Annotated in this window: 17 protein-coding genes and 1 other annotated feature; of the genes, 14 read left to right on the forward strand and 3 right to left on the reverse strand. The window is 36.1% G+C overall.

What is annotated here, in order from left to right:
• Window positions 1-5: 5 nt before the first annotated feature.
• From ftsL to ileS, 14 genes are all read left to right on the forward strand, one after another.
• Window positions 6-398 carry a cell division protein FtsL gene (gene ftsL, locus AC4BC7_RS16335; RefSeq protein ID WP_207941715.1) on the forward strand — a complete coding sequence of 131 codons (393 nt, stop codon included), beginning with the start codon at window positions 6-8 and terminating at the stop codon, window positions 396-398.
• On the forward strand, window positions 399-2,612 hold the full coding sequence (locus tag AC4BC7_RS16340; protein WP_490503401.1) for a penicillin-binding transpeptidase domain-containing protein: 2,214 nt from the start codon (window positions 399-401) through the stop codon (window positions 2,610-2,612).
• Between the two features lie 17 nt (window positions 2,613-2,629).
• Window positions 2,630-3,595, forward strand: coding sequence for a phospho-N-acetylmuramoyl-pentapeptide-transferase (gene mraY / locus AC4BC7_RS16345; RefSeq protein WP_207941717.1), 966 nt, complete (start codon window positions 2,630-2,632; stop codon window positions 3,593-3,595).
• A gap of 47 nt (window positions 3,596-3,642) precedes the next feature.
• On the forward strand, window positions 3,643-5,004 hold the full coding sequence (murD, locus tag AC4BC7_RS16350) for a UDP-N-acetylmuramoyl-L-alanine--D-glutamate ligase (RefSeq protein ID WP_490503402.1): 1,362 nt from the start codon (window positions 3,643-3,645) through the stop codon (window positions 5,002-5,004).
• Window positions 5,005-5,024: 20 nt separating this feature from the next.
• The gene (murG, locus tag AC4BC7_RS16355; RefSeq protein ID WP_207941719.1) at window positions 5,025-6,116 is read left to right on the forward strand and encodes an undecaprenyldiphospho-muramoylpentapeptide beta-N-acetylglucosaminyltransferase; all 1,092 of its coding nucleotides are present in this window, start codon (window positions 5,025-5,027) and stop codon (window positions 6,114-6,116) included.
• A 78-nt stretch (window positions 6,117-6,194) separates the two neighbouring features.
• Window positions 6,195-7,115 carry a cell division protein FtsQ/DivIB gene (locus AC4BC7_RS16360; RefSeq protein ID WP_490503403.1) on the forward strand — a complete coding sequence of 307 codons (921 nt, stop codon included), beginning with the start codon at window positions 6,195-6,197 and terminating at the stop codon, window positions 7,113-7,115.
• A 177-nt stretch (window positions 7,116-7,292) separates the two neighbouring features.
• A complete protein-coding gene (gene ftsA, locus AC4BC7_RS16365) occupies window positions 7,293-8,621 on the forward strand; it encodes a cell division protein FtsA (RefSeq protein WP_207941721.1) in 1,329 nt (442 codons plus the stop codon).
• 22 nt (window positions 8,622-8,643) lie between these two features.
• Window positions 8,644-9,882 carry a cell division protein FtsZ gene (ftsZ, locus tag AC4BC7_RS16370; RefSeq protein WP_207941722.1) on the forward strand — a complete coding sequence of 413 codons (1,239 nt, stop codon included), beginning with the start codon at window positions 8,644-8,646 and terminating at the stop codon, window positions 9,880-9,882.
• A gap of 15 nt (window positions 9,883-9,897) precedes the next feature.
• Complete coding sequence (locus AC4BC7_RS16375; RefSeq protein ID WP_207941723.1) at window positions 9,898-10,572, forward strand: YggS family pyridoxal phosphate-dependent enzyme; 675 nt, start codon at window positions 9,898-9,900, stop codon at window positions 10,570-10,572.
• A gap of 15 nt (window positions 10,573-10,587) precedes the next feature.
• Window positions 10,588-11,253, forward strand: coding sequence for a cell division protein SepF (locus AC4BC7_RS16380; RefSeq protein ID WP_490503404.1), 666 nt, complete (start codon window positions 10,588-10,590; stop codon window positions 11,251-11,253).
• A gap of 24 nt (window positions 11,254-11,277) precedes the next feature.
• Window positions 11,278-11,541: a YggT family protein gene (locus AC4BC7_RS16385; RefSeq protein ID WP_490504447.1), complete on the forward strand. Its 264-nt coding sequence runs from the start codon at window positions 11,278-11,280 to the stop codon at window positions 11,539-11,541.
• 18 nt (window positions 11,542-11,559) lie between these two features.
• Window positions 11,560-12,342 carry a YlmH family RNA-binding protein gene (locus AC4BC7_RS16390; RefSeq protein ID WP_207941725.1) on the forward strand — a complete coding sequence of 261 codons (783 nt, stop codon included), beginning with the start codon at window positions 11,560-11,562 and terminating at the stop codon, window positions 12,340-12,342.
• Window positions 12,343-12,362: 20 nt separating this feature from the next.
• The gene (locus AC4BC7_RS16395) at window positions 12,363-13,067 is read left to right on the forward strand and encodes a DivIVA domain-containing protein (RefSeq protein ID WP_207941726.1); all 705 of its coding nucleotides are present in this window, start codon (window positions 12,363-12,365) and stop codon (window positions 13,065-13,067) included.
• Window positions 13,065-13,281 (forward strand) — a binding site (T-box leader). It overlaps the preceding gene by 3 nt.
• A 68-nt stretch (window positions 13,282-13,349) precedes the next feature.
• Window positions 13,350-16,145: an isoleucine--tRNA ligase gene (gene ileS / locus AC4BC7_RS16400; RefSeq protein ID WP_490503405.1), complete on the forward strand. Its 2,796-nt coding sequence runs from the start codon at window positions 13,350-13,352 to the stop codon at window positions 16,143-16,145.
• Window positions 16,146-16,414: 269 nt separating this feature from the next.
• On the opposite strand, the gene zwf is transcribed toward ileS, so the two are convergent.
• From zwf to AC4BC7_RS16415, 3 genes are all read right to left on the reverse strand, one after another.
• A complete protein-coding gene (zwf, locus tag AC4BC7_RS16405; RefSeq protein WP_207941728.1) occupies window positions 16,415-17,932 on the reverse strand; it encodes a glucose-6-phosphate dehydrogenase in 1,518 nt (505 codons plus the stop codon).
• A 12-nt stretch (window positions 17,933-17,944) separates the two neighbouring features.
• On the reverse strand, window positions 17,945-18,592 hold the full coding sequence (gene efaR / locus AC4BC7_RS16410; RefSeq protein ID WP_207941729.1) for a transcriptional regulator EfaR: 648 nt from the start codon (window positions 18,590-18,592) through the stop codon (window positions 17,945-17,947).
• A gap of 144 nt (window positions 18,593-18,736) precedes the next feature.
• Window positions 18,737-19,972 (reverse strand): aminopeptidase, encoded by a 1,236-nt coding sequence (locus tag AC4BC7_RS16415; protein ID WP_207941730.1) that lies wholly within the window; start codon window positions 19,970-19,972, stop codon window positions 18,737-18,739.
• Window positions 19,973-20,089 lie beyond the last annotated feature (117 nt).

Here is a 20,089-nt window from a genome sequence, read left to right on the forward strand (position 1 = left end):
CTGGTATGGCTGAATTAAATGCACATCATGAAGTGCCCTATGAAGAGCATCCAAGTCATGAGCCATCGCATACTCCTGAACGTCCTGAAGTTGTTGTTGTCCCTTTATCTCCAGCACGTAAGTTAAGTCGCATCTCTACCATGGAAAAAGTGATTAGCTTAAGTCTATTAGTAACGTTTATTGCATTAGGTTTACTAATGATTAGTTTACGTACAACTATTAGCCAAGTTGAGCATAGCATTTCTATTCTTCAAGATGACGTAACAACTAACGAAGCAGAAATTCTTCAATTAGAACAAGAAAAAAATGAATTGTCTAAAAGTGAACGAATTCAAAAAATTGCTGAAGAAGAAGGATTATCCATTAATAGTGATAATTTAAGGAAAGTGAAGAAGTAAATGCGAATTATAGAGAAAATCAAGCAGTACTTTAAAAAGAAAAATTTGTCTACAATGAACAATCGCAAAAAAGTAGGAATTATTCTCTTTACTACGAGTATTGGATTGTTCTTTTTATTTGTCACTCGATTAAGCTATATTGTGATTGTTGGACAAGTAGCAGGGACTTCTTTAGAAGAAAAAACACAAAATTTATATAAAGGAAGTCAAGTCATCAAAGCGAAACGTGGCACAATTTATGATCGCAATGGTGTAGCTATCGCAGAAGATGCAACTTCATATTCTTTATATGCTGTATTAAGTACAGATTATCGTAGTGGCAATAAGAATTTATATGCTGAAGAAAAAAACTTTGAAGCCTTAGCGACGATTGTATCAGATATTTTAAATGGTCGTGTTCGTAAAACGACAGTCGAAAAAGTTTTAAAAAGTGGTCTAGAAAATAATAAATACCAAGTAGATATTCCGAATGGTAAGAATATTACTTTACAAGAAAAACAAGCCATTGAAGAAGCCATGGAAAAGCAAAAAATACAAGGACTTTATTTTGAAGAACATCCTTCTCGCATCTATCCAAATGGGGTTTTCTCTTCACATTTTATTGGGTATGCAGATATTCAAGTGAATCAAGAAACCAAAAAAGAGGAATTGTTAGGACGGATGGGATTAGAAGAAGTTTATAATGATGTTCTTGCCGGAAAAGATGGCGAAATGACTTTCCAAAAAGATAATTTCCAAAATCCATTGCCAGGAACAACTGCAGAAATAGAACCTGCTCAAGATGGTCAAGATATTTATACAACCTTAGATGTTCGGTTACAAAGCTATTTGGAAACATTGATGGATCAAGCTGTTAAAAATATCCAAGCAGAAGATATTACAGCTGTCTTAATGGAGGCAAAAACAGGTGAAGTCGTAGCGATGTCACAGCGACCAACCTTTAATCCAGAAACAAAAGCTGAATTTACCGATGAAGATTTTATTTGGCAAAATCTTTTTGCGCAAGACAATTATGAACCAGGTTCAACGATTAAAGTCTTAACTGTAGCAGGAGCTATTGATCAAGGTGTATTTAATCCAAATGAAACCTACAGTACAGATGAAATTAAAATTGGCGATACGACGATTCGTGACTGGGACTTAGGTGAAAAAGGTTCCCTAACAATGCGTCAAGCCCTGTCTTGGTCAAGTAATATCGGAATGGTAAAACTTGAACAACGAATGACTGAACGTTGGCAACGATACTTGAAAGAATTTGGTTTTGGAAGAAGTACGTATTCTGGAATCGCAGAAGAACATACAGGAAACTTACCAGAAGATAATATTGTCAGTCAGGCAATGTCTTCTTTTGGTCAAGCTATTGGGGTGACACAACTTCAAATGCTTCAAGCCTTTACAGCGATTTCCAATGATGGACAAATGTTAAAACCTCAATTTATTAAAAAAATAGTTAATCCAGAGACAGAAGAAGAGATGGTCACGCAAAAAGAAGTTGTAGGACATCCAATCTCAGCTTCAGCCGCTCAAACCGTTCGTGAGTACATGCGTGATACCGCAGAAGACCCAGATTATGGAACAGCATATGGTCGTTATGATATTCCTGGGTACAACGTATCTGTTAAAACAGGGACTGCCCAAATTGCTCGTGACGGTAGTTATTTAACTGGTGAAAGTGATTATCTATATTCTTCAGTTGCGATGATTCCTTCTGAAGATCCAAAATATGTTATGTATGTCACAATGAAACGTCCAGAACAACAGGATGGTTCAATTATTCCAAGCATCGCCACACCATTATTAAAACGTGCAATGGATTTATATGATGTTGATTTAGTAGAAGATCCAAATGAAACAAGTACGGAAATGGTCACTGTTGAAGACTATCGTAATTTAGATACAACGACGGCAGCAGAAGATGCACAAAGACGTGGATTATCTGTAGTAGTTATTGGTAATGGGGATGAAATCAAAGCACAATCAATTGAAAATGGTAAAAAAGTTATGCCTTCTGAAAAACTGTTATTACTGACAGATGGTGATCAGCGTTATATGCCTGACACAATCGGTTGGTCAAAATCCGACTTAATTAAATTAGGTGAATTATTAGACGTTGAAGTTACATTTGAAGGCGAAGGATATTGTGTTGAACAAAGTATCGCTCCATACGAAGCATTAACAGACACAGGATTGACATTTACGTTGAAAGAAAATTAACTTAGGAGAGAAAAAGCATGGAATGGACAAAAATGATTCTGCCACTTGCAAGTAGTTTTGGGATTACGGTGGCAACAATGCCATTATTTATTGGGTATTTTCAAGCCAAAAAATATGGACAAGAAATTCGCGATGAAGGACCAAAATGGCACAACATCAAAGCAGGAACACCGACAATGGGTGGAGTGGTATTCTTAGTTGCTTCGGTGATTACAGCTCTTTGGGTAGGCTTGTGGCAACAACAATTAACGCCATCACTATTCATTCTATTGTTTGTCTTGGCATTATATGGTTTGTTAGGATTTTTAGACGATTTCATTAAGATTTTCAAAAAAAGAAATATGGGATTAAATTCCTTGCAAAAATTAATTGGTCAAATTGTTGGTGCAGTTATTTTTTACTTAGTCTTTTTATATGAAGGTAACGCAAATGTATTAAACTTGTTTGGCCTTTCAGTACCATTGTCTTATGTATATGGCTTGTTTGTCATTTTCTGGTTAGTTGGTTTTTCAAATGCAGTGAATCTAACAGATGGAATTGACGGTTTAGTATCTGGTTTAGGTACCATCTCTTTTGGAACATATGCCATTATCGCTTGGCATCAACAACAAATTGACGTGTTGATTTTATGCCTAAGTGTTGTGGGTGGATTGATTGGTTTCTTTTTATATAATCATAAGCCAGCCAAAATTTTTATGGGGGATGTAGGTTCCCTAGCACTAGGTGGTTTATTAGCAGCCATCTCTATTTTACTACATCAAGAATGGACGCTTCTTTTAATCGGTCTTGTTTATGTGATTGAAACAGCGAGCGTCATGTTACAAGTTGCTTCTTTCAAGTTAACAGGAAAACGTATTTTTAAAATGTCACCCATTCATCATCATTTTGAAATGAGTGGTTGGTCAGAATGGAAAATAGATAGTGTATTTTGGCTAGTAGCTTTAGGTTGTTCAGCTTTGACACTATTCATTTATTTTCTATAATTAATTGATAAACGTTTGAAAGACACTTTTTGTAGGAGATGAGTAAAATGAAAAAAATTACTGAATATAAAAATAAAAAAGTCCTAGTATTAGGATTAGCAAAAAGCGGATTTAGTGCGGCCAAATTGTTACACGATTTGGGCGCACTTGTTACCGTTAATGACGGAAAACCGTTTGAAGACAATCCCGAAGCACAAGACTTATTAGCATTAGGGATTAAAGTAGTGACAGGGAGTCATCCAATTGAATTATTAGATGAGGATTTTTCACTAATGGTTAAAAATCCTGGAATTCCTTATACCCAACCACTAGTTCAAAAAGCTTTAGAAAAAAATATTCCGATTTTAACAGAAGTAGAATTAGCCTATCAAATTTCAGATGCACCTATTATTGGTATTACTGGGACAAATGGTAAGACGACTACTACAACCATGATTGAACAAGTATTAAATACTGGATTATCACAAGGTACGGCACGTCTTTCTGGAAACATTGGTTTTCCTGCAAGTTCTGTCGCTCAAGAGGTAACAAGTGAGGATTGTTTGGTTATGGAATTATCTAGTTTCCAATTGATGGGGACAAAAGAATTTCATCCTAAAGTAGCAGTGATTACGAACCTTTACGAGGCGCATTTAGATTATCATGGTAGCCGTGAAGATTATGTTGCTGCAAAATGGAACATTCAAAAAAATATGACTAAAGCAGACCATATTGTTTTAAATTGGAATCAAGCTGAGGTACAGGAGTTAGCTAAAACAACGCAAGCAACGGTGGTTCCATTTTCTACACAAGAAAAAGTCGATGGGGCATATCTTTTAGATGGTCAACTTTATTTCAAAGATGAAGCAATTTTACCAGTGAAACAGTTAGGTGTTCCTGGTAAACATAATGTTGAAAATGCCTTGGCAGCAATTGCTGTAGGAAAACTATGGGGAATTGAGAATCAAGCCATTGCTGAAGCGCTAAAAGTTTTCTCTGGCGTTCCTCATCGCACACAATATGTAGATAAAATTGAAGAGGTTGTTTTCTTTAATGATTCCAAAGCAACCAACATTTTAGCGACTGAAATGGCTTTGGGCGGGTTTGACCATGAACGATTGATTTTACTTGCAGGTGGTTTAGATCGAGGCAATGGTTTTGATGAGTTGATTCCTTCATTACAAGGAATTAAAGCGATTGTCTTGTTTGGTGAAACAAAATATAAACTAGAAGATGCTGCAAAAAAAGCAGGAATTCCAATCATTAAATTAACTGAAAATGTAGAAACAGCTGTGCCAATTGCCTTCGAATTAAGCGAAAAAGGCGACACGATTTTATTATCACCAGCTAATGCTAGCTGGGACCAATATCCGAACTTTGAAGTTCGCGGGGACCGTTATATGGCTGCAATTGCTGCATTGAAAAAATAATATAGAGTGAGGAAGATACAATGAAAGTATTAGTCACTGGTGGTGGAACTGGAGGTCACATTTACCCAGCCTTAGCCTTTGTGAAATATGTAAAAGAGCAAGATCCAACATCAAGTTTTTTATATGTCGGGGCAACAAGAGGGTTGGAAAATAAAATTTTGCCTCAAACAGATATTCCTTTTAAAACGTTAGAAATTCAGGGCTTTAAGCGTAGTTTATCTTTTGATAACATTAAAACCATTCAACTATTTTTAAAGAGTATTCGTGAAGCTAAGAAAATTTTGCGTGAGTTTAAACCAGATGTGGTTATTGGTACAGGTGGTTACGTTTCAGGAGCTGTGGTTTATGCTGCGGCTAAACTGAACATACCGACTATTGTACATGAACAAAATAGTGTGCCAGGTGTAACCAACAAATTTTTAGCTCGTTATGTCGATAAGATTGGCATTGCGTTTGAGGACGCAGCACAATATTTCCCTAAACAAAAAACGGTATTAGTAGGAAATCCTCGTGCGCAAGAAGTTGGTGGAGTAGCAAAGTCTGATATTTTAAAAAATTACAATTTAGATTCTGAAAAGAAAACCGTATTAATTTTTGGTGGTAGTCAAGGTGCATTAAAAATTAACCAAGCAGTAGTTGCGGCAATCCCTCAATTTGCTGATAAAAACTATCAAATTTTATATGCTTCAGGTGAGCGATATTATCAAGAAATTGAAGAATCAATAGGGATGTCAAAAGACGCTTTTGCCAATATTAGTATTCAACCATACATCAATCAAATGATGGATGTCATGGTGAATTGTGACTTATTGATTGGACGAGCAGGTGCTACGTCGATTGCTGAATTTACAGGTTTGGGTTTACCAGCTATTTTGATTCCTAGTCCGTATGTTACAAACGATCATCAAACAAAAAATGCGATGAGTTTGGTTCATGCTGGAGCAGTAAAAATGATTAAAGACAGTGAATTGACAGCAGAGAACTTAGTTGTTACAGTAGACGAAATTATGAATGATGAAGTATTACGCAAACAAATGGCTGAAGCTTCAAAAGAGCAAGGAATCACTGACGCTTCTGAACGTTTGTATCAATTAGTCCAATCCTTGATCTAGAAAAATGTAAAGGAGGCGATTGTTATCAGTACGAATGAGGAAGAACCAAAGAAAGTTAAAAAAAATCAAGGAGAGAATTTGACTCCTTGGCAAAAAGAACATTTGCTTTATCTTGAGAAAACTGGTCAAGTTGATTCAACGATTCAGCTTGAAGAAGAGGAAGAAATAGAAGAATCGACAGATGAAGTAGAAGTATCAGAAGAAATTCAAGAAGAGACTGATGAACGCGTCTCTTTTGCTGATCGTCTTCCTAAAATTAAAGAATATCGCAGTAAAAAACTTTATCAGCGGTTATTTCTATTAATTCTTTTGTTCTTGTTACCATTATTAGGGACACTTTACTATATTTCTCCTTTAAGCAAAGTTTCAGCCATCACAGTTGTGGGCAATCAAAAAGTACCGACAGAAACAATCGTGAACGAATCAAATTTAAAAAATGATGAAAGTTTATGGGCACAGTTTTTCAATCGTAAAACAACTGTGCAACAAATCAAAGAAAAAGCGCCGCGTGTAGAAAATGCTACTATTCAGATTGTTCATTGGAATCAATTACAAATCAATGTGACCGAGTATCAAGAAGTTGCATGGTTGGTTGAAGGGAAAGAATATTTACCAATCTTAGCGAGTGGTTATGTGATTCAAGAGCCTCAAAAAGAAGCTGGGCAAGATAAAGTGATTTTTGAAGGGTTTAAAGATAAAAAAGTCATTTTGCGAGCATTAAAGGCATACGATAAATTACCAAAAGAAATTCAAGAGGGAATTTCACAAGTAAAGTATGCACCAACAAAAAGTAATGACCAATTATTGAATTTGTACATGAATGATGGGAACCAAGTAATTGTCAATATTTCGAACATGTCTAGCCAAATGGAATACTATCCCCAAGTTGCCAAAGAAATGGACAAAAAAGGGGTTATTGATATGGAAGTCGGTATTTTTGCTTATCCTTATCAAGTTTCTGAATCAACAACGGAAACCGAAGCAGAAGAAAAAGAATAAAATAAGGCAAAAACCAAATTTTAACATAATTGTCATATAATTTTTTATTAACTTCTTTCTAAAATGGGCTAAACTATGGTAAAATTGGTAGCAGTGAATAAATGATTCGATATAGCTAAGTAAGAACAAATATGTTCAAGATATATGGAAATTAGTAGGTAGGAGGGAACCCCATCCATGGCAAAAACGGGAATGCATGTTGGTCTAGATATTGGTACAACTTCTGTAAAAGTTGTTGTAGCAGAATATATTGAAGGTCAAATGAACATTATTGGTGTAGGAAATGCAAAATCAGAAGGAATTAATCGTGGGATTATTGTTGATATTGATAAAACTGTAAAAGCCATTCAGCGCGCAGTACGCCAAGCTGAAGAAAAAGCAGGAATTCAAATCCACAATGTAAGTGTTGGTGTACCAGCAAATCTTTTAGAAGTAGAAAATTGTCAAGGAATGATTGCTGTAAGTAGTCAATCTAGAGAAATTTCAAACGAAGATGTACGTAATGTAGCTTCAGCAGCTATGGTACGTTCAATTCCTCCTGAAAGACAAATTATCACAATTATTCCACAAGAGTTTACAGTGGACGGTTTTGAAGGGATTAAAGATCCTCGCGGTATGATTGGTGTACGCTTAGAAATGTTTGGTGTTGTCTTTACTGGACCAAAAACAGTTGTGCATAATATCCGTAAATGTGTCGAAAAAGCGGGATTGATTTTAAGTGAAATGGTTATTACACCGCTAGCATTAACTGAAACAGTTCTTTCCGATGGTGAGAAAGACTTCGGTACAACGGTTATCGATATTGGTGGTGGGCAAACAACTGTTGCAGTAATGCATGATAAACAATTGAAATTTACAAGCGTGAACCAAGAAGGTGGAGAGTTTGTAACAAAAGATATTTCAACTGTTTTAAATACATCGTTTAATAATGCAGAAGCATTGAAAATTAACTATGGAGATGCTTATCCAGAACGCACATCTGCAAGTGAAGAGTTTCCAGTAGATGTGATTGGTAAGTCAGAACCAGTAAAAATTGATGAACGCTATCTTTCTGAAATTATCGAAGCGCGTATGGAGCAAATCTTTACCAAAGCAAAAGATGTTTTAGATGAGATTGAAGCATTAGAACTACCTGGTGGAATCGTATTAACTGGTGGAGCAGCAAGCTTACCTGGTATCGTGGACTTAGCACAAGAAGTGTTTGGTGTAAACGTAAAATTATACGTACCAAATCACATGGGCTTACGTAATCCAGTCTTTACAAATGTTATTAGTATTGTTGATTATTCAGCAAATCTAAGTGAAGTATATCAAATGGCGAAAAGTGCTGTAACGGGTGAAAAACCTGTTATGGATCGTCCAGCAGCTGTGAAACAAGAACCAATTTACGAACAACCACAGTATGAAGAAGAAGTAACTTACCAAGAACCAGACGCAACAGACAAACCAGCAAATGAAGGTTTTACAAGTAAAGTGAAAAACTTCTTTTCTAACATTTTCGATTAATAACTCAGGAGGAAATTAAATTATGGAATTCTCAATTGATAATACAATCAATGACGGCGCAGTAATCAAAGTTATCGGTGTCGGCGGCGGTGGCGGAAACGCAGTAAACCGTATGATTGAAGAAAACGTAAAAGGTGTTGAATTTATTACAGTTAACACTGACGTACAAGCTTTAAAAAATTCAAAAGCGGAAACAGTGATTCAATTAGGCCCTAAATATACACGTGGTCTAGGAGCTGGATCTCAACCAGAAGTTGGACAAAAAGCAGCAGAAGAAAGCGAAGAATTAATTCGTGAATCTTTAGAAGGTGCTGATATGGTCTTTATCACCGCTGGTATGGGAGGCGGAACTGGTACAGGTGCTGCGCCAATCGTTGCAAACATTGCAAAAGAATTAGGTGCATTAACTGTAGGGGTTGTAACACGTCCATTCTCTTTTGAAGGTCCAAAGCGTGGCCGTTTTGCAGCAGAAGGTATTGCTAAACTAAAAGAAAATGTCGATACATTACTAATTATTTCTAATAACCGTTTATTAGAAGTTGTTGATAAGAAAACACCAATGTTAGAAGCTTTCCGTGAAGCTGATAATGTATTACGTCAAGGCGTACAAGGTATTTCAGACCTAATTACTGCTCCAGGTTACGTGAACTTGGACTTTGCTGATGTGAAGACAGTCATGGAAAACCAAGGAACGGCTCTAATGGGTATTGGGGTTGCTAGTGGTGAAAATCGCGTCATCGAAGCAACGAAAGAAGCTATTTCTTCTCCACTATTAGAAACTTCTATCGAAGGCGCAGAACAAGTTTTATTAAATATTACTGGTGGCTTAGATATGACATTATTCGAAGCACAAGACGCTTCTGATATTGTTGCAGGTGCATCAGCAGGCGATGTGAATATTATCTTAGGTACTTCAATTAATGAAGAACTAGGTGATGAAATTCGTGTAACTGTTATTGCTACAGGAATTGATCCATCAAAACGCGAAAATAAACCAGCTCGTGCAAGACAAAATCAAGTACAAGCAACTCCTCAAAAACCTGTTTTTGAAATGGAACAAGCGAAACCTACTGAACAAGAAGAAACTGCAGCGACATTTGGTGATTGGGATATTCGTAAAGAACAAAATGTTCGCCCAAAAATCGATGAAGCACAATTTGAATCTATTGAAAAGAAAGATTTTGATACCTTCAGTCGTGAAGAAACAAAATCAAATGACGATGAGTTAAATACACCACCATTTTTCCGTCGTAAACGATAAGAGGAGGCAGAGCACATGATTTCTGACAACTTGCGGGAGGTAGAGCAAGAGCTGCGGGATTCTTGTGCTCTTGTTTCTCGTCAACGAGACGAAGTAACGCTTGTTGCTGTAACTAAAACAGTCGATGTTGAGAAAACTAGCGAATTAGTCGATTTAGGCGTTTATCATTTAGCTGAGAATCGCGTTGATAAATTCTTAGAGAAAAAGGAACAAATGGGTGACTTTTCTAATATTTCATGGCATTTCATTGGTAATTTACAGCGTAGAAAGGTAAAATCAGTTATAAATGAAATTGACTTTTTTCATGCGTTAGATGGGTTGAAATTAGCAAATGAAATCCAAAAACGAGCAGAAAAAACGATTCGTTGTTTTATTGAAGTAAACGTTTCGGGTGAAGCAAGTAAACACGGTATTTCACCTGAAGAAGTTGAACAGTTTATTGATTCAATTGCTACATATGATCGGATTCAAGTTGTGGGATTAATGACCATGGCACCATTTGATTCGACTGTAGAAGAACAACATCAATTTTTTAAAACACTAAAAAAATTACAAGAAAACATAGAAGCGAAAAATCTACCATACGCACCTTGTACTGAAACAAGTATGGGGATGTCAAATGATTTTTCTGTAGCTATTCAAGAAGGTGCAACGTTTGTCCGAGTGGGAACTGCACTATTTAAAGAGTAAAGGGGGGGTTATTACATGTCATTTTTAGCAAAAGTATCAACTTTTTTTGGACTAGAGGATGAAGAGTACATGGAAGAGGCACAAACACCTCAACAAAAGCCAGTAGTTCAGCAGGCTGCTTCTAGTTCTGCTAGACAGAAAAATACATTCAACCCTAGAGCGCAAACTACAAATACTAAGCCTAAACCAAAGCCTAAACCAAAGCCTAAACAAAAAGAAAAACCTAAAACAAGCTATTCATCAGAATCAGTTTCTTCTAGACAAGCACTCACTCAAGCAACCGAGTCCATGTATAAAGAACCAGTGTATACGCAAAGTGCACAACCTGAACCAGAAAAAAAAGTTGTGTCCATGCGCCAAACATCACCGAAACGACAAGTGAAAACTGAAGTTACTTCGGCGGATGGCTCAAGTAAAATTATGATTATTTCCCCACGTGTATATTCAGAAGCAATGATTATTGCTAAGCATGTGATGAGTGGAGAGTCTGTACTTGTTAATTTTCAGTTAATTGAAGAGTATCAAGCACGGAGAATTGTTGATTTCTTGACAGGAACAGTGTACGCTGAAGATGGTGATATTAAACGAGTGGCAGACGAAATCTTTTTATGTACACCAAAAGGTATGGAAATTGATGGGACAGCTCAATCACTAGTTGAAAGTAACTTATTTGAAATGTAACTAGAGGAGGCAAAGCTTATATTTATTTATAGTTTAATCAATCTTTTAGGGAAAGCAGTATATATCTATACTGTATTACTTGTAATCTATGCACTTTTATCATGGCTTCCTGGAGGCTATCAATCATCTTTTGGTCGTTTTTTGTCAAAAATTTGTGAACCATATTTAAGCTTATTTGATCATTTGAATCTGTCTTTTGGACCAGTGAATTTTAATATTGCATTTGCAATCATCATTCTACAATTAGCATCAGAGGCACTATTTCGAATTATTCTAGCAATCTTATAACGAAAGGGGTGAGAATCGATGAACGCAAATGTCTATCAACATTTTCGAACCGATGAACACCCTTTTATTGATACCGTAGAGCAATGGATTGAACAAGTAACGATGCAATATGCACCTGTGCTAACAGAATTTTTAGATCCAAGGCAAGCGTATATTTTAGAATCTCTTGTTCGTCAAACTTCAGATTTGAAATTCCAATTTTTTGGAGGCTATGAAGCAGCTGAACGAACACGCTGTTTAATATTTCCAGATTATTATGAACCTGCGCAAGAAGAATTTGATATTGTTCTATATGAAATTAACTACCCTAAGAAATTCACAACATTAAGTCATGGGAAAATTTTAGGTACGCTTATCGGTACTGGCGTTAAGCGTGAGTTTTTTGGAGATATTATTTCTGATGGCGATGCTTGGCAAGTGTTTATTGCTAAAGAAGTTCATTCTTTTGTAGAACTACAAGTTACTAAGATGGGAAATGTTAGTGTAAGACTGGAAAAACGCGATTACACGCAAATTTTAATACCTAAAGATGGTTGGTCGGAAGAGCGAACAACAGTCAGTTCTTTACGATTAGATACGGTTATTTCTAGCGTGTTTAATATTTCTCGTCAACGATCAAAGCAATTAATTGAGTCAGGAAAAATAAAAGTCAATTGGACAGAAACCGTGCGACCCGATTTTATATTGGATTTGTTGGACATTGTTTCAATCCGTGGATTTGGTCGATTACAAATTCAAGGATTAGAGGGTGCCACAAAGAAAGAAAAAATTCGTTTATTGCTCGGTGTATTACGTAAATAACTATAAAGAGGTGTGTAAATATGGCATTAACTCCATTAGATATTCAAAATAAAAGCTTCGCAGTAAAAATGCGTGGCTATGAAAAAAACGAAGTCGATGATTTTTTAGAAATCGTAGTTAGAGACTATGAAGATGTCACACAAAGAAATCGTGAATTAGAAAAAGCCTTACGTCACGCAGAAGAAAAATTAGAGTATTTCAACGAATTAAAAGATGCTTTAAACCAATCAATTATTGTTGCACAAGATACAGCTGATAAAGTTAAAACAAGTGCAAGTAAAGAATCTGAAGTCATCGTTACATCTGCACAAAATAAAGCAGACGAATTAGTAACGACTGCAGAAAAACGTGCAGCAGCCTTAAATGCAGCAGCAGAATTAAAAGCCAAAGAAATTTTAACAGATGCAACTGCGCGTGCACGTCAATTGGCAACTGAAACTAATGACTTGAAATCTAAAACAAGAGTCTTCCATAATAACTTATTGGTTATGTTGCAAGCTCAATTAGAACAAGTAAAAAGTCCAGAATGGGATGAAATCTTAGCACCATTTTCAAGTTATGTTCAAGAAGACCACGAAGTTATTCGTGAAGTTTTATCTAAAGAACTTGACATCGAAAATACTTCTGAAGTAAACTCAGAAGAAGTAGAGAATAATTCAGATGATGACATTTCTATTGTAGAAGCAAGCGGAAAAGTTGTAAAAGTATCTGAAAAAAATAAATAAACGATAGTAAGTAGAACAGAAAAGCTAATTGTATTTTTCTAGCGAAACGGGGATAGTGGAAGCCCGTCAAAACCCTGTAATTAGCCAGATCATCTACACGTCTTGATTTTGAATTGACAGTAGAAATCAACGGTTAATCTCGTTAACGATTACTAGAGAAAAACAAATTTTGTTTTTAAACTTTGGGTGGTACCACGATACGTTCGTCCCTATGCGATTAGGGATGGGCGTTTTTTTGTTGGCATTTACTCAGATTTAATAGAAGAAAAGGGGCAAGCACTAATGAAAATGAAAGAAACGCTACATCTTGGAAAAACAGCTTTTCCAATGCGTGGAAATTTACCAAATCGTGAAGGTGAATGGCAAAAAGATTGGGAAGAAAAAGATATTTACGGACAGCGTCAAAAATTAAATGAAGGAAAACCAACGTTTGTTTTACATGATGGACCTCCCTATGCTAATGGAAATATCCATATTGGGCATTCATTAAATAAAATCAGTAAAGATATTATTGTTCGTTCAAAATCTATGTCGGGTTTCCGTGCACCGTATGTTCCTGGTTGGGATACACATGGTTTACCTATTGAACAAGTTTTAGCTAAAAAAGGTGTAAAACGTAAAGAAATGGACATGGCTGAATATCGTCAAAAATGTTACGACTATGCGTTGACACAAGTAGACACACAAAGAAACGATTTCAAACGTTTGGGTGTAGCTGGTGATTGGGAAAACCCATATATCACCTTAACGCCTGACTATGAAGCTGCTGAAATTCGTGTGTTTGGTAAAATGGCTGAAAATGGCTATATCTATAAAGGATTAAAACCAATTTATTGGTCTCCTTCTAGTGAATCTTCATTAGCAGAAGCAGAAATCGAATATCAAGATGTGAAATCACCATCTATTTATGTTGCATTTAAAGTTTCTGATGGTAAAGGTTTGTTAGACGAAGATACGTCATTTGTTATTTGGACGACCACGCCTTGGACTTTACCTGCAAACTTAGGAATCTCTGTTAACCCAGATTATACGTATGTTCAAGTTAACGCAGATGGTCGTAAGTTTGTGATTGCAAAAGATTTAATTGAAACTGTTCAAGAAGCAATCGGTTGGGAAACAGTTGAAATTTTACAAGAAATTTCAGGTGATAAACTAGAAAATATGACTGGTCAACACCCATTCTATGATCGCGCATCCCTAGTGATGTTAGGAGACCACGTAACACTAGATGCGGGTACTGGTTTAGTTCATACAGCTCCTGGACACGGGGAAGATGACTATATTGTAAGTAAAAAATATGGTTTACCAGTTATTTCACCAGTGGATAATCGTGGCTGTTTTACAGAGGAAGCACCAGGTTTTGAAGGAATTTTTTATGACAAAGCGAATCCAATGATTACAGATTTATTAAAAGAAAAAGATGCTTTGTTGAAGCTAGATTTCTTTACACACAGTTATCCACATGACTGGCGTACGAAAAAACCAGTTATCTATCGCGCAACACCACAATGGTTTGCATCAATTGATAAATTCCGTCAAAATATCTTAGACGAAATTGAAAAAGTAGATTGGATTATTCCGTGGGGGAAAACACGTCTTTACAATATGATTCGGGATCGTGGTGATTGGGTAATTTCTCGACAACGCGCTTGGGGTGTCCCACTACCAATTTTTTATGCTGAAAATGGGGAAGAAATCATCACACCAGAAACAATTGAACATGTTGCAGCATTGTTTGAAGAGCATGGATCAAATATTTGGTTTGAACGTGAAGCGAAAGATTTATTACCAGCAGGCTTTACACATCCTGGTTCGCCAAATGGTGAATTTACGAAAGAAACAGATATCATGGACGTGTGGTTTGACTCAGGTTCTTCACATGAAGCTGTTTTACGTCAAAGAGAAGAGCTAACATTCCCTGCAGATATGTATCTTGAAGGTTCTGACCAATATCGTGGATGGTTCAACTCAAGTATTACAACAAGTGTAGCGATTAATGGTGTAGCACCTTACAAATCTGTGTTATCTCAAGGCTTTACTTTAGATGGTGAAGGTCGTAAGATGAGTAAATCTTTAGGAAATACAATTGCTCCTGAAAAAGTTATCAATCAAATGGGTGCCGATATTTTACGTCTATGGGTAAGTAGTGTAGATTACGAAGCCGATGTACGTGTATCAATGGATATTTTAAATCAAGTATCAGAAGTATACCGTAAAATTCGTAACACAATGCGTTTCTTATTAGCAAACACAGCTGATTTTGATCCAAAAGACAGTGTAGCATTTGAAGATTTACGTTCGGTTGATAAATATATGACTGTTCGTTTGAATCAAGTTATTAAAGAAATTCGTGAAAAAGGGTATGAACAATATAATTTCTTACACATTTATCGTACAGTAATGAACTTCTTAACTGTTGAATTATCTTCATTCTATTTAGATTTTGCGAAAGATGTCGTCTATATCGAAGCTGAAGCTGATTACCAACGTCGTTGCATGCAAACAGTGTTCTACCAAACAGCAGTTGCCTTAACAAAATTATTAACACCAATTATTCCGCATACTGCAGAAGAAATTTGGTCACATTTAAAAGAAGAAGAAGAATATGTACAATTAGCAGAATTCCCTGAATACCAAGAGTTTCCAAAACAAGCTGAACTGTTAGACATTTGGACTGCATTTATGGATTTCCGTAATGATGTCTTAAAAGCATTAGAAGTAGCCCGTAATGAAAAATTAATTGGTAAATCATTAGAAGCAAAAGTAACTATCTATCCATCAGAAACTGTTCAAACATTGTTGACAGCAGTTGATACGAATTTAGCCCAATTACTAATTGTCTCTCCTGATTTCTTTGAAGTGAAACCAGCAGGTACAGAAGTTCCTGAACAAGCGCAAAAATTTGAAGATGTTGCTATTTTAGTTGAAAAAGCAGAAGGTGAAGTTTGCGAACGTTGCCGCCAAGTGAAAAATACTGTGGGTTCTCAAGAAGAATTACCAACCTTGTGTTCACATTGTGCGGAAATTGTCGCACAAGAATTTCCAGAAGCAGTAGCAGAAGGATTTGAAACAAAATAATGAAAAAGCGTAATCGACCACAATCGATTACGCTTTTGTTTTAATGGAGAGCCAGATTTTCGTTTTTGCATTTCATTCAGAAGAAGGCGACGATTCGGAAGTTGTTGCTTACGTGCTGATGGAATCAATATATTATTGGAAATGAGTCATTAGATATTCTAATAGATTCATCAAAAAGCTATCTAACAATTAGTGTTCCAGTTAGTCAGTTACATCTAAAAGCGAGATAAAAAGACATGATGTTAACTACAAACATCATGTCTTTTAGTTTAGTCTAATAAATTACGTTCACGGTACCATTCATCTGGTGCCCAGATCCATTTGAAGCCATCTTTTTCCAATAAATCATAGGCTTCTTTAGGTCCCATTGTACGAGCAGGGTATTGAGGAAGAACAGAGTGATCTTGATCCCATGCTTGACGAATGACATCCACTACACGCCATGATTGAGCAACTTCATCCCAATGAGTGAAGTTTGTTCCATCACCATTTAGCGCATCAAGCATTAATTTTTCATAAGCTTCAGGAGTATTTGACATTACTTCTGAACTATTTCGATGCTCTAAATGAATTGGCAACATATTGAAACCAGGTCCAACTTCTTTACCATTTAAAGATAAAGAGAAACCTTCTGTTGGTTGGATGTAGATAGTTAATACATTTGGTTCTAATTGTTGATTGCTTTTTGTGCCAATTGCTGACTTGAACACGTTAACCGGTACTTGTTTGAAAACAATATTGATTCGTGTGCCTTTTTCAGTTAGGCGTTTTCCAGTACGGACATAGAATGGTACACCTGACCAACGGAAATTATCAATAACGAATTTACCAGCAACAAACGTTTCTGTCTCAGAGTTAGCATCAACATTTAATTCGTTTTTGTATCCAGTAAAGTCTTCACCTTTAAATTTGCCTGTGCTATATTGTGCACGAACAAAGTTTTTGGCAACTTCTTCAGGGGTATACACACGAACAGCTTCTAAAGCTTTGATTTTTTCTACTCGAATTTCTTTTTCAGAAAAGGCTACAGGTGGTTCCATAGCTAGCAAAGCTAAGACTTGTAAAATATGATTTTGGACCATATCTTTTAAGGCACCACTTTTTTCATAGTATCCACCACGCTCTTCAACGCCTAAATCTTCGGCAATGTTAATTTGAATATTGTCAATAAAGCGATTATTCCACATTGATTCAAAAAAGTTGTTGGCAAAGCGAATAGCTGAAATATTTTGAACCATTTCTTTTCCTAAATAATGGTCAATTCGATAAATATCTTCTTCATTAAAAACTGTCGCAATTTCTTCATTTAATTGTCGTGCAGTTTCATAATCTGTTCCAAATGGTTTTTCAATAATTACACGATGATAGCCATCTACCTCTAACATACCTTGTGATTGTAGATGAGCAACGATTGTACCAAAAAAGTTAGGTGACATCGCTAAGTAAAATAGACGGTTTCCATCTAATTGATATTTTTCATCCAATTCATCAGATAATTTTTTTAAGGTATTGTAATGTTCCGTATCTTGTACATCGTGTGACTGATAATAGAAGTGAGAAGAGAATGCTTCTGCTTCTTCGGGTGTTGGCTCTAATCCAGCAATTGTTTCTTTTACGATGTCACGGTAAACTTCATTACTCCAAGGGCGACGTGCTGTACCAATTATTGCAAATGATTCAACCAAATCACCTTTGCGGTACAAGCGGAATAGAGAAGGGTATAGCTTTCTTTGGGCTAAGTCACCTGTCGCACCAAAAATTGTAAACAAAACCTTTTTTTCGTTCATTTAGTTCACTCCTTATAGTTTATCAACGAATATTGTGCTGGCTGCTTTGTAGCTGACGGCTAACGTCTTTTCTTGGTTTTGAATAGTAATTGGACCTTCATAGGCAGCAACATCAATGATTTCATATTCTTCGTGTAGCTTCAAATCAATAGAAACAAGATAATCCAATAACTCGCGTTCATCAAGGACACGGGCTATTTTTACACGTGTACCTTTTGAATAGGTGCTAAGTGTTTCTCTTTTTTTCTCATGAATTGTTTGTGTTTCTTTCGGGATCATGCCACCATGGGGACAATATTCTGGATGGTTCAAGTAAATTTCAAGACGATGAGCGAGCGTGTCTGAAGTGACATGTTCTAGAACTTCGGCATCATCATGAACTTCATTCCAAGAATAATTGAGGTGTTCCACGAGAAATACTTCCCATAATCGGTGTCTGCGAATCAGCGAGCTTGCTTTTTCTAAACCAGCAGTGGTTAATTGCACACCTTGATAAGGAGTATGTTTGACTAATCCTTCTTTAACAAGTTTAGAAATCATCTCACTGACAGAAGCAGCAGAAATGGCTAAGCCAGATACAATTTGTTTATTGCTGATTTGTTGTTGGTCGCCACCAAGTTCTAAAATCAGTTTTAGATAATCTTCACGATTAGGTGTCATTATGAATCATCCCTTCTGTATGAAGTAAATTCTATCAAAATTTTTCCTTTTTTACTATGCAAAATGATTGAGAAAATAAAGAAAATATTCAAAAAAAATAAAAGCAAAAATGAAATCGTCATTTTTGCTTTTATTTTCTGCTTTTTATGCCCAATCACCGTTTCTGAAAATTGGCATAGTACTTCCATCTTTTCGAATACCATCAATATTCATTTCTGCTGAACCAACCATAAAATCAACGTGTGTTTGACTGCGATTTAACCCAGCTTCAATTAATTGTTCTTCTGTCATTTCTGTACCACCTTGCAGGTTAAAGGCATAAGCTGACCCAAAGGCTAAATGATTTGAAGCATTTTCATCAAACAAGGTGTTGAAGAAAATAATTCCTGATTGAGAAATCGGTGAGGGATCTGGAACTAAAGCAACTTCACCTAAACGTCGCGCGCCTTCGTCTGTGTCTAGCAATTTAGCTAAGACTTCTTCGCCTTGTTCGGCAGAAAAATCAATAACTTTGCCATCTTTGAATGTAAACTTCATTCCTGAAATAATAGTTCCTGCATAACTTAATGGTTTTGTACTTGAAACAACACCATCTACGCGACGACTATCTGGAGCAGTAAAGACCTCTTCGGTAGGCATATTGGCCATGAATTTTTCGCCACGAGCATTGAAACTACCTGCACCTTCCCAAAGATGATCTTTTGGTAAACCAATAATCAAATCTGTACCCGGTGCTGTATAATGTAAGGAGTCAAATTGTTCTGCATTTAACTCATTGGCTTTTTCTTGTAATGTCTCATCATGTTTTTTCCACGCAGCAACGGGGTCTTCTGTATAGATTCGTGTGGTTTTGAAAATTTGATCCCACAAAGCATCTTGCGCTTCTTCAGCAGATAAATCAGGAAAGACTTTTTTCGCCCATTCATTGCCAGCTGCTGCAACGACAGTCCAGCTTACTTTATTTGATTGCGTAGCTAAACGTAATTTATGCATAGCTTTGCCAGCAGCTAATTGATAAGCTGCAACACGTTCAGGATCAACACCTGCTAAAGAACCTGGATCAGAAGAAACTACGCTAATTCGACTTGCTCCTTTATCAATCCAATCTTCTGTTTGATCAATTTTATGTTGTGGAATAGTCGTAATACGTTCTTGGTCAGCGTGTGTTAAAAATTCTTTTTGAATCATATCATCTGTCCATTGAACAATAACTTCTGCGGCACCTAATTCATACGCATTTTTTGTAATTAAACGAGCTAAAGGCGCTTGTTCGACACTAATTTGTAACACCACTGTATGTGATTCTTGGACATTAACACCGACTTCAGCAATTAATCGGGCATATTTTTCAAGATTTTCATTAAAATTTACTAGAACCATTGTTTTTTTCCTCCTAAAAAATCATCTGTTTCAATAATAACACTAACTAAAAATCAAAACAATTTAGAAAGTGCGGAGACTAAAAGAATGAAAGTTATTAAAAAAGGATAAAAATTG

The organism is Enterococcus sp. AMC1623 (genome assembly GCF_058216495.1).

What these genes read in the sequence shown, in the direction of transcription:
- ftsL (WP_207941715.1), top strand. Translation starts at nt 6, where the DNA reads ATGGCTGAATTAAATGCACATCATGAAGTGCCCTATGAAGAGCATCCA.
- AC4BC7_RS16340 (WP_490503401.1), top strand. Translation starts at nt 399, where the DNA reads ATGCGAATTATAGAGAAAATCAAGCAGTACTTTAAAAAGAAAAATTTG.
- mraY (WP_207941717.1), top strand. Translation starts at nt 2,630, where the DNA reads ATGGAATGGACAAAAATGATTCTGCCACTTGCAAGTAGTTTTGGGATT.
- murD (WP_490503402.1), top strand. Translation starts at nt 3,643, where the DNA reads ATGAAAAAAATTACTGAATATAAAAATAAAAAAGTCCTAGTATTAGGA.
- murG (WP_207941719.1), top strand. Translation starts at nt 5,025, where the DNA reads ATGAAAGTATTAGTCACTGGTGGTGGAACTGGAGGTCACATTTACCCA.
- ftsA (WP_207941721.1), top strand. Translation starts at nt 7,293, where the DNA reads ATGGCAAAAACGGGAATGCATGTTGGTCTAGATATTGGTACAACTTCT.
- ftsZ (WP_207941722.1), top strand. Translation starts at nt 8,644, where the DNA reads ATGGAATTCTCAATTGATAATACAATCAATGACGGCGCAGTAATCAAA.
- AC4BC7_RS16375 (WP_207941723.1), top strand. Translation starts at nt 9,898, where the DNA reads ATGATTTCTGACAACTTGCGGGAGGTAGAGCAAGAGCTGCGGGATTCT.
- AC4BC7_RS16380 (WP_490503404.1), top strand. Translation starts at nt 10,588, where the DNA reads ATGTCATTTTTAGCAAAAGTATCAACTTTTTTTGGACTAGAGGATGAA.
- AC4BC7_RS16390 (WP_207941725.1), top strand. Translation starts at nt 11,560, where the DNA reads ATGAACGCAAATGTCTATCAACATTTTCGAACCGATGAACACCCTTTT.
- AC4BC7_RS16395 (WP_207941726.1), top strand. Translation starts at nt 12,363, where the DNA reads ATGGCATTAACTCCATTAGATATTCAAAATAAAAGCTTCGCAGTAAAA.
- ileS (WP_490503405.1), top strand. Translation starts at nt 13,350, where the DNA reads ATGAAAATGAAAGAAACGCTACATCTTGGAAAAACAGCTTTTCCAATG.
- zwf (WP_207941728.1), bottom strand. Translation starts at nt 17,932, where the DNA reads ATGAACGAAAAAAAGGTTTTGTTTACAATTTTTGGTGCGACAGGTGAC.
- efaR (WP_207941729.1), bottom strand. Translation starts at nt 18,592, where the DNA reads ATGACACCTAATCGTGAAGATTATCTAAAACTGATTTTAGAACTTGGT.
- AC4BC7_RS16415 (WP_207941730.1), bottom strand. Translation starts at nt 19,972, where the DNA reads ATGGTTCTAGTAAATTTTAATGAAAATCTTGAAAAATATGCCCGATTA.